This is a genomic window from Alicyclobacillus contaminans DSM 17975, assembly GCF_000429525.1.
Classification (GTDB): Bacteria; Bacillota; Bacilli; order Alicyclobacillales; family Alicyclobacillaceae; genus Alicyclobacillus_A; species Alicyclobacillus_A contaminans.
The window spans coordinates 1-6,365 of the sequence record NZ_AUCA01000078.1; the positions used below are offsets into that span (position 1 = coordinate 1).

A 6,365-nucleotide genomic window follows, 5' to 3' on the forward strand; every position below is an offset into this window, starting at 1 on the left:
CGCCGGCTGCGGACGACGAATGGTGTGGAGCGGCTGAACGAAGAAATCCGGCGCAGAGAACGGGTGATTCGCATCTTTCCGAACCGAGAATCCGCTATCCGGCTGTTGGGGGCGCTGCTGATGGAAATCGACGAAGCCTGGACCACGGGACACCGTTACCTGAATATGGACGAGTACTGGCAGTGGAAGAAACAGCAGCAAGAATCAGGCCAACAAGCTAAGCTCCATATCCTAAACGCCTGACTGTGAACATTTTGTGACGTCTACCAGAGACGGGATTTTACACACAATCTCGGACTTGATCAGATGCCATACAAAATAGTTGACAGGACATGTTGAATTCGGAAATTGCGCAGGCTAGATGTGTCCGTTGGAGCGAGCGGATTGGATTTCATCAAATCCTAATCCAATCGTCATTTAATAGTCGGGTACGCATCGCGCTGGACGCAGCCGATGGGAGCGGAGTGCGTACCACACTGTGATACATTCGACTGTTCGTTTGGGGGAAGGCCATGAAGCAACGAGCTTGGACGTGGACCTGCGCGTTGTTCTGCAACGAATTTCTTCGAGCGGCTCTGTATTATGTATGGATTCCGCTCGTCATGCCGCATCGAATACATACCATGCCCATCTGGTGGATTGGATTCTGCACGAGTTGTCAATTTATCGCAGACGCGACCACCAAATTGCTGTACGGATTTGCCGCCGCGAGGGGATACGCACGTTGGATGGTCAGCCTTGGTTCTGCGCTGTCCGGTCTGTGCGTGCTCGCTTTGTTGTGGACCCACGATGCCGTATCACTGTGGCTGTTTTCCGTCCTCTATGGCGCCGGCGCAGCCTCCATTTGGCCCGCGGCGCTTTCACACTATGCCCGGGCGTCTGAAGAGGGGAAGGGAGAGTCTCTGGCCAAGGCGTTCGTCCCCTGGATGTCCGGAACGGGGGTGGGGATGTTTCTCCCCAATGTACTTCTGCATCTCCGCCACAGCATCTTCGTGGTACTCCCATTGGCTGTGATTCTCGTGCTGGTTTGCGCCCTGTTGATTCGGCCCGTGCGCGAGGTTCATGCACCGTCCTGGCGGCGAGAACTTCAACTGGCCAGTATCCTGTCGCGCAAATTGAAGCCTTTTTTCATTCCCATGCTGCTGCAAACGTTGGTCATCGGTACCATCACGCCGTTTCTCGCACTGTTCGGCGTTCGATCGTTGCACTTGTACCCCTGGGAATACGCCCTGCTCCTGCTTGGCATTGGAACCATTACCGTGGTGCTGCTCATTCCATTCGGCAAGGTGTCGGACAAGCTGGGGCAGTTGCCGATGCTCACCTTCGCTTTCCTGGCCTGTGCCCTGAGCGTGATGGCGCTGGCGCTCAGTCAGTCCTGGAAGCAGGCCATCATTCCTGCGGCCCTGTTTGGAACCGGGTTCGGCGCCATCTTCCCGACGTGGAACGCCTTGTTCATGAATGCGCTCCCGCACCGTCTGCATTCGCGCGCCGTGGGGCTGTTCACCGCCATCGAAGATTCCGGCACCGCCCTGGGCCCCTTGCTGGGTGCCCTCTCCTGGCAGTATATCGGATACTCCGGGCCATTCTGGCTGGCAGGGCTGGTCATGCTCTTTTTGTCGGCGTATTTTTATAGATGGTGGAGAAAGACCGAAACACGGGACCACTCATCCATTATCGCCAAATGACCGTGTGGAGCAGTGCACAATCATTTGTCCAACGCGGAAGAACGGGAGGGACCAGACCGCGTGAACCAGCCGTGGGAAGCCGATGTGCAGATCACTCAACCCCTTATCCGTGCCCTCCTCGAGAAACAATTTCCGGAGCTGCGCCCGGACACCGTTCGATTCATAGCCGCAGGGTGGGACAATGCGGTGTTCTGTGTCAACGAGCGATACATCTTTCGTTTTCCGCGTCGAAAGGCCGCTGTGCCGTGCATGGAAACGGAGATTGAGGTTCTTCCCGAGCTTGCGAGACACATTCCCGTCGCAACGTCCGCGCCCGCATGGCTTGGCCGTCCGAGTCCAGTGTATCCTTATCCGTTCGCCGGCTATGTCATGCTGCCGGGCCAACCCCCGCACCTCGTCGACTTTGACCCATCCAAACGTGCTGCGGCCGCGGAGGACCTGGCCGACTTTCTCGCAGCCCTACATGGTTTGGCGATCAAGGAGATGAGTCAGACCGGGTTGCCCGACGATATCATTGGTCGGTTGAATCTGGAGAAACGAATTCCCATGCTCCGACGCTATCTCCACGATGCAGTTTCGTCGAAGCTGATTGAGGAACCGCGACCATTTGAAGAAATGATTCAAAACTCCCCAACCAAGATTTCACCACGAACCGTCGTGGTCCATGGGGATTTGAACTTTCGCAATTTCCTCGTCGACGACACTGGAAGGCTGACCGGTGTCATCGACTGGGGAGATGTTCATCTCGGACACGCCGCGGTGGACCTGGCCATCGTGTACGGCTATCTGCCCGAGGAAGGTCGTCGACGGTTCTATGCGCGATACGGACCTGTGGACGACGAAACCATCTGGCTCGCCAAGTTTCGGGCCGCGTACACGAACCTGTATCTGCTTGTGTACGCGCACGACATCGGCGATGAACGACAGCTGCTTGCGGCCAGGACCGCGCTGGATTTTATGTACGACGTGTGAGTCATGCCAGGGTCATTTGATCTCATCCACGATTCACAGAGGGGGGGGGAGGGGCACCTTGACCACCAAAATATTCTTTGCGTCGAATCAGATTGCCAGAGCTACGACGGAGCAGCTGCAGAGAATGCTGGATCGGTTCCATTTGGGTCGTCTCATATCGTCAGAAAAACCCAACCACGGCGTAATGGGGCAGACCCTGTTTGTCTCGTCAACAGGTGGAGAGTTCGTTCTGAAAGGCAACCCACTCTTCGAGGGGCAATTCATAGAAGAGAAATTCTTCGTGCAGAACCTTCACGAACGAACCCACGTCCCCGTACCAACGCCGTACCTGGTTGATGAATCAACCGACATTTTCGGATGGAGCTATTCTCTCATGCCGCGACTTCCTGGCGCGCATCTTCACGCACCTGAGCTTCAGGCTAAGCTGAGCACGGCGGACAGAATGCGCATTGCAGAATCACTCGCTGAAACCTTGGCTGAAATGCACACCTGGCAAACCCGCGAATTTGGCGAATTTGATCCACGTCGTGAAGTTGTGCGCCCCTTTCAAAGTTCGTATAAAGTGTGGCTGTACCGCCGAATACGATATTGGCTTGAAGACGCGCGGAAGTATTCACAAATCAGTCCCAAAGATGTGAAATGGGTCGAGGGCATACTGGAAAAGGCGGAACAGGCATTTGAAAACTTGACCTCCTCCAGCTTTGTGATGGGTGATTTCAAACCCGATAATTTCCTGCTGGAACACGATGCCGATGGCTGGCACGTCAGCGGAGTCTTCGACTTTACGACCGCCTATTTCGGAGATCCGATTGCAGACCTCCCCAGAATGACCGCAACGTATCTGGACAGTGGAGAAGTGGACTTGGCAAAACGCTTTCTGTCCGTATACCTCAGCCACTCCACCGAGCGGGACGGCTTTATCGAACGTTTTACCGTCCATATGCTGCATCAACGTGTTCTGGACTGGGGATGCGCTTGGGCGATAAATCAGGTCACCTGGGATACGCACCTTTCCTTCTCCGATTGGGCAAAGCCTTTCATAGACATATCCGCACACGTCTAGGAGCGTGTCCGAGTAATCTTTGAGTCAGTTTCCAGAAGGAAATTTCCGGATCAATGGCGAAACCTAACGTCGAACAAAAAAGTTAACATAATATATATTATCGGACATTCGATTTTGGTCCACAATGCGTTTTTGCCCGATACACGTAGTTTCTGTGGTTTCCGGTATGCCCATCGCATGTTTTTCCGGCTTTCTGCCTGCCCGCATAATTTGGCAACTTGTTGACTGCAGATTAGCGGCGTTCATGAATCACATTCCCTTCGTCGTAGTGTCGACATGGGGGCATGAAAATGATGTCACGTGATTTTGCCTTGCGTAGGCTCGTTCGTGCGTGTTATCGTGCACTTGACGCTTTTTTGTGTGAGCGTCGTACACGTGAAGATCATTCTTTTCGTAATTCGTAAATGGTGAGACTTCTTCAATCAGGGTTGGGTCTCACCATGTTCTGTTTCTTGGAGAATGCTCGAAAATAGAACGAAAAACGGCCTCCTTGTACCTGCGAACAATGTACCTATAACCCAATGCGTGCAGCAGCATTCGAACGAAACAAATTCCCGTCACGAATGTATCTGCGCACCATCAGCACGCTTTTGTGCCCAGTCTGCGCCATGATGTCCCGCTCGGATACACCCGCCATGGCTGCGGACGTGGCCAATCCGGCGCGAAGACTATGACCCGAATACTGGTGCGGATTCAATCCAATTTGGGCGACATATTTCTTGACAATGCGCGCCACAGTTTTATCCGACAGTCGCGCGCTTCCCACCCGCCGATGCTTCGTAACCCTCCGAAACAGGGGCCCAGAAGTTAGATGAGCTTCCTCCAACCAGGCCTGTAACGTCCGCACGGGACATGTCTCCAAGTATGATCCGTAAGGAATACCGACTTTTCTGCCCGTGCCCTCCTGGTCGGTCTTACTCTTGCGGAGGGTGATGACCAGTCCCGCCCGGGTGAATTCGACGTCCTCCACGTCCAACGACACCAACTCGGAACGCCGAAATGCCCCCGTGAACCCTATCAGCAGCAGAGCCCGGTCACGTAGTCCAAGCAGGTCGTCCGGAGCTTGGTTCAGCATCCTGCGCAGGTCTTCCACCAATACCGGCAATTTGGCATTCGGCGCCACGCCAATGGTATTGCGGATCCCACGCCACACAGACTTCACCGTTTCATTCGTCAGCGGTGACGGATGGCCTTTGGCTTTGTGCGCCAATCCAATGGAAATCATGTGTCTGCCAATGGTGCTGGCTCTACGTCCCTGGTCCGCCATGTATGACAAATACAGCGCCAATGTGGTCGGTTCTGCTGGCAAAGGGCAGAGTCCTCGTGCCTCGCACCATCCGGAAAACGCTTGCCAATCGGATTGGTACGCGCGGATGGTGTTTCTGGCTTTGGATCGCAGAACATACGCATTGGCCCGCGTTACCAACTGTTCCATCTGTGTGTTGGACAAAGATGTGGGTTGTGGTGGTTGCAACAGCCATTCGCTATCCGAGTGTTTCATGGTTCGCCCCCTTTGCCGTCAAATTTGCTTGCATTCGTCCTTGTACGCTGGTACGTGCACGGCGGTACCGAGCCGTACCAAATCGCCGTTGACAGACACCACGCCTGCGCCGGCATCCCGACTGCGGCAAACTAAATATGCGTCGACGAAGTTGATTCCTCGCTCGGCGAACAGCGTTAGTGCCTCTGTCAGTCTGTCTTTGTCTTCGCATGTCACCCCTTCGAGCAGCAAGACCTCCGCCAGCGCTCGAGCGACATCTGCACGATCTCGGCGGTACGCCGGTCCCGTGAGAGTGTGGACACATTCCGCGAGCACCAAGGTGTCCAGGTAGAGAACAAATTCTCCTTGCTCTGCTTGCTCAAACACACGCATGGCTGCCTCATGCATGTCTCTGTGGTCTCCCAGGAGAAATCGAAGAATGATGTTCGCATCTGGAAATAGCATTCTCACACTTCGCCACTCTCCTTACTAGATACACGCGCAGCGGATGAATCTTGCGTTATCTGACGAGCTTCCCTAAAAGGGAGATATTGCGTATCTTCCTTATGCAAATAACCCGCCAACTCCCGCGCACACTTTTTCCGTAAAGGCCGTACTATGATGTCTCCTTCGTCTGTGTACTGAAACATCACCTTATCTCCGATTTTTAGGCCTTCTTTCTGGCGAATCTCCAATGGTATGGTCACTTGATACTTAGACGTAATCGTGCTGATATGTATCATATGGTTCACTCCGTTTCTGGATCGATTCATAGTACTACTATTATATACACCGTCGGACAGTCCATGTGAAATCCTACGCAAATGCAGTCTAGCTCATTACGTCCGATAACCTAGTGCGGAATGAGGTCGGTCCGTGTTGTAAAAGTGAATGTATGACTCGATCGCCGCTTTCGCCTCGGTAAAGCTGCTGTATTCTTGCAGCCAGACCTCCTCCTCCTTCAGCGACCGGAAGAATCGCTCGATGTATCCGTCAGCATCGGGGTTGTTGTAACCCGTCCGCTCGTGGTTGATTTGGCAGGCCTTCATCGCTTGAATGAACCGTCGACTCGTCATCTGGCAGCCATTGTCGGTTCGCAATGTCAAACCGGCACCTTGAACGCCGTTCGGGAAGCGATAGTTCAGTGCCATATCCACAGCCTTCA

The 6,365-nt window shown here is 54.0% G+C and carries 8 protein-coding genes; 4 read left to right on the forward strand and 4 right to left on the reverse strand.

What is annotated here, in order from left to right:
* The 4 genes from G463_RS21120 to G463_RS0116750 all read left to right on the forward strand — a co-directional run.
* Positions 1-243: transposase (locus tag G463_RS21120; RefSeq protein WP_035487903.1), on the forward strand; the 243-nt coding region annotated here is incomplete at its 5' end.
* A gap of 269 nt (positions 244-512) precedes the next feature.
* Complete coding sequence (locus G463_RS0116740; RefSeq protein ID WP_026976058.1) at positions 513-1,685, forward strand: MFS transporter; 1,173 nt, start codon at positions 513-515, stop codon at positions 1,683-1,685.
* A 60-nt stretch (positions 1,686-1,745) separates the two neighbouring features.
* A complete protein-coding gene (locus G463_RS21125) occupies positions 1,746-2,657 on the forward strand; it encodes a phosphotransferase (RefSeq protein WP_169725502.1) in 912 nt (303 codons plus the stop codon).
* A 58-nt stretch (positions 2,658-2,715) separates the two neighbouring features.
* Positions 2,716-3,720 carry a phosphotransferase family protein gene (locus G463_RS0116750; protein WP_026976059.1) on the forward strand — a complete coding sequence of 335 codons (1,005 nt, stop codon included), beginning with the start codon at positions 2,716-2,718 and terminating at the stop codon, positions 3,718-3,720.
* Between the two features lie 511 nt (positions 3,721-4,231).
* On the opposite strand, the gene G463_RS0116755 is transcribed toward G463_RS0116750, so the two are convergent.
* The 4 genes from G463_RS0116755 to G463_RS21140 form a co-directional block, all read right to left on the reverse strand.
* Positions 4,232-5,221, reverse strand: a complete 990-nt coding sequence (locus tag G463_RS0116755; protein WP_051322403.1) for a site-specific integrase — start codon at positions 5,219-5,221, stop codon at positions 4,232-4,234.
* A gap of 18 nt (positions 5,222-5,239) precedes the next feature.
* On the reverse strand, positions 5,240-5,665 hold the full coding sequence (locus G463_RS21130) for a type II toxin-antitoxin system VapC family toxin (RefSeq protein ID WP_051322404.1): 426 nt from the start codon (positions 5,663-5,665) through the stop codon (positions 5,240-5,242).
* 2 nt (positions 5,666-5,667) lie between these two features.
* Positions 5,668-5,973, reverse strand: coding sequence for an AbrB/MazE/SpoVT family DNA-binding domain-containing protein (locus G463_RS24145; RefSeq protein WP_156900280.1), 306 nt, complete (start codon positions 5,971-5,973; stop codon positions 5,668-5,670).
* A gap of 66 nt (positions 5,974-6,039) precedes the next feature.
* A partial coding sequence (locus G463_RS21140; protein WP_035487915.1) for an integrase core domain-containing protein occupies positions 6,040-6,365 on the reverse strand: 326 nt, incomplete at its 5' end.

Coding starts and splice junctions, on each gene's coding strand:
- G463_RS0116740 (WP_026976058.1), top strand. CDS start 513: ATGAAGCAACGAGCTTGGACGTGGACCTGCGCGTTGTTCTGCAACGAA.
- G463_RS0116755 (WP_051322403.1), bottom strand. CDS start 5,221: ATGAAACACTCGGATAGCGAATGGCTGTTGCAACCACCACAACCCACA.
- G463_RS21130 (WP_051322404.1), bottom strand. CDS start 5,665: ATGCTATTTCCAGATGCGAACATCATTCTTCGATTTCTCCTGGGAGAC.
- G463_RS24145 (WP_156900280.1), bottom strand. CDS start 5,973: ATGAATCGATCCAGAAACGGAGTGAACCATATGATACATATCAGCACG.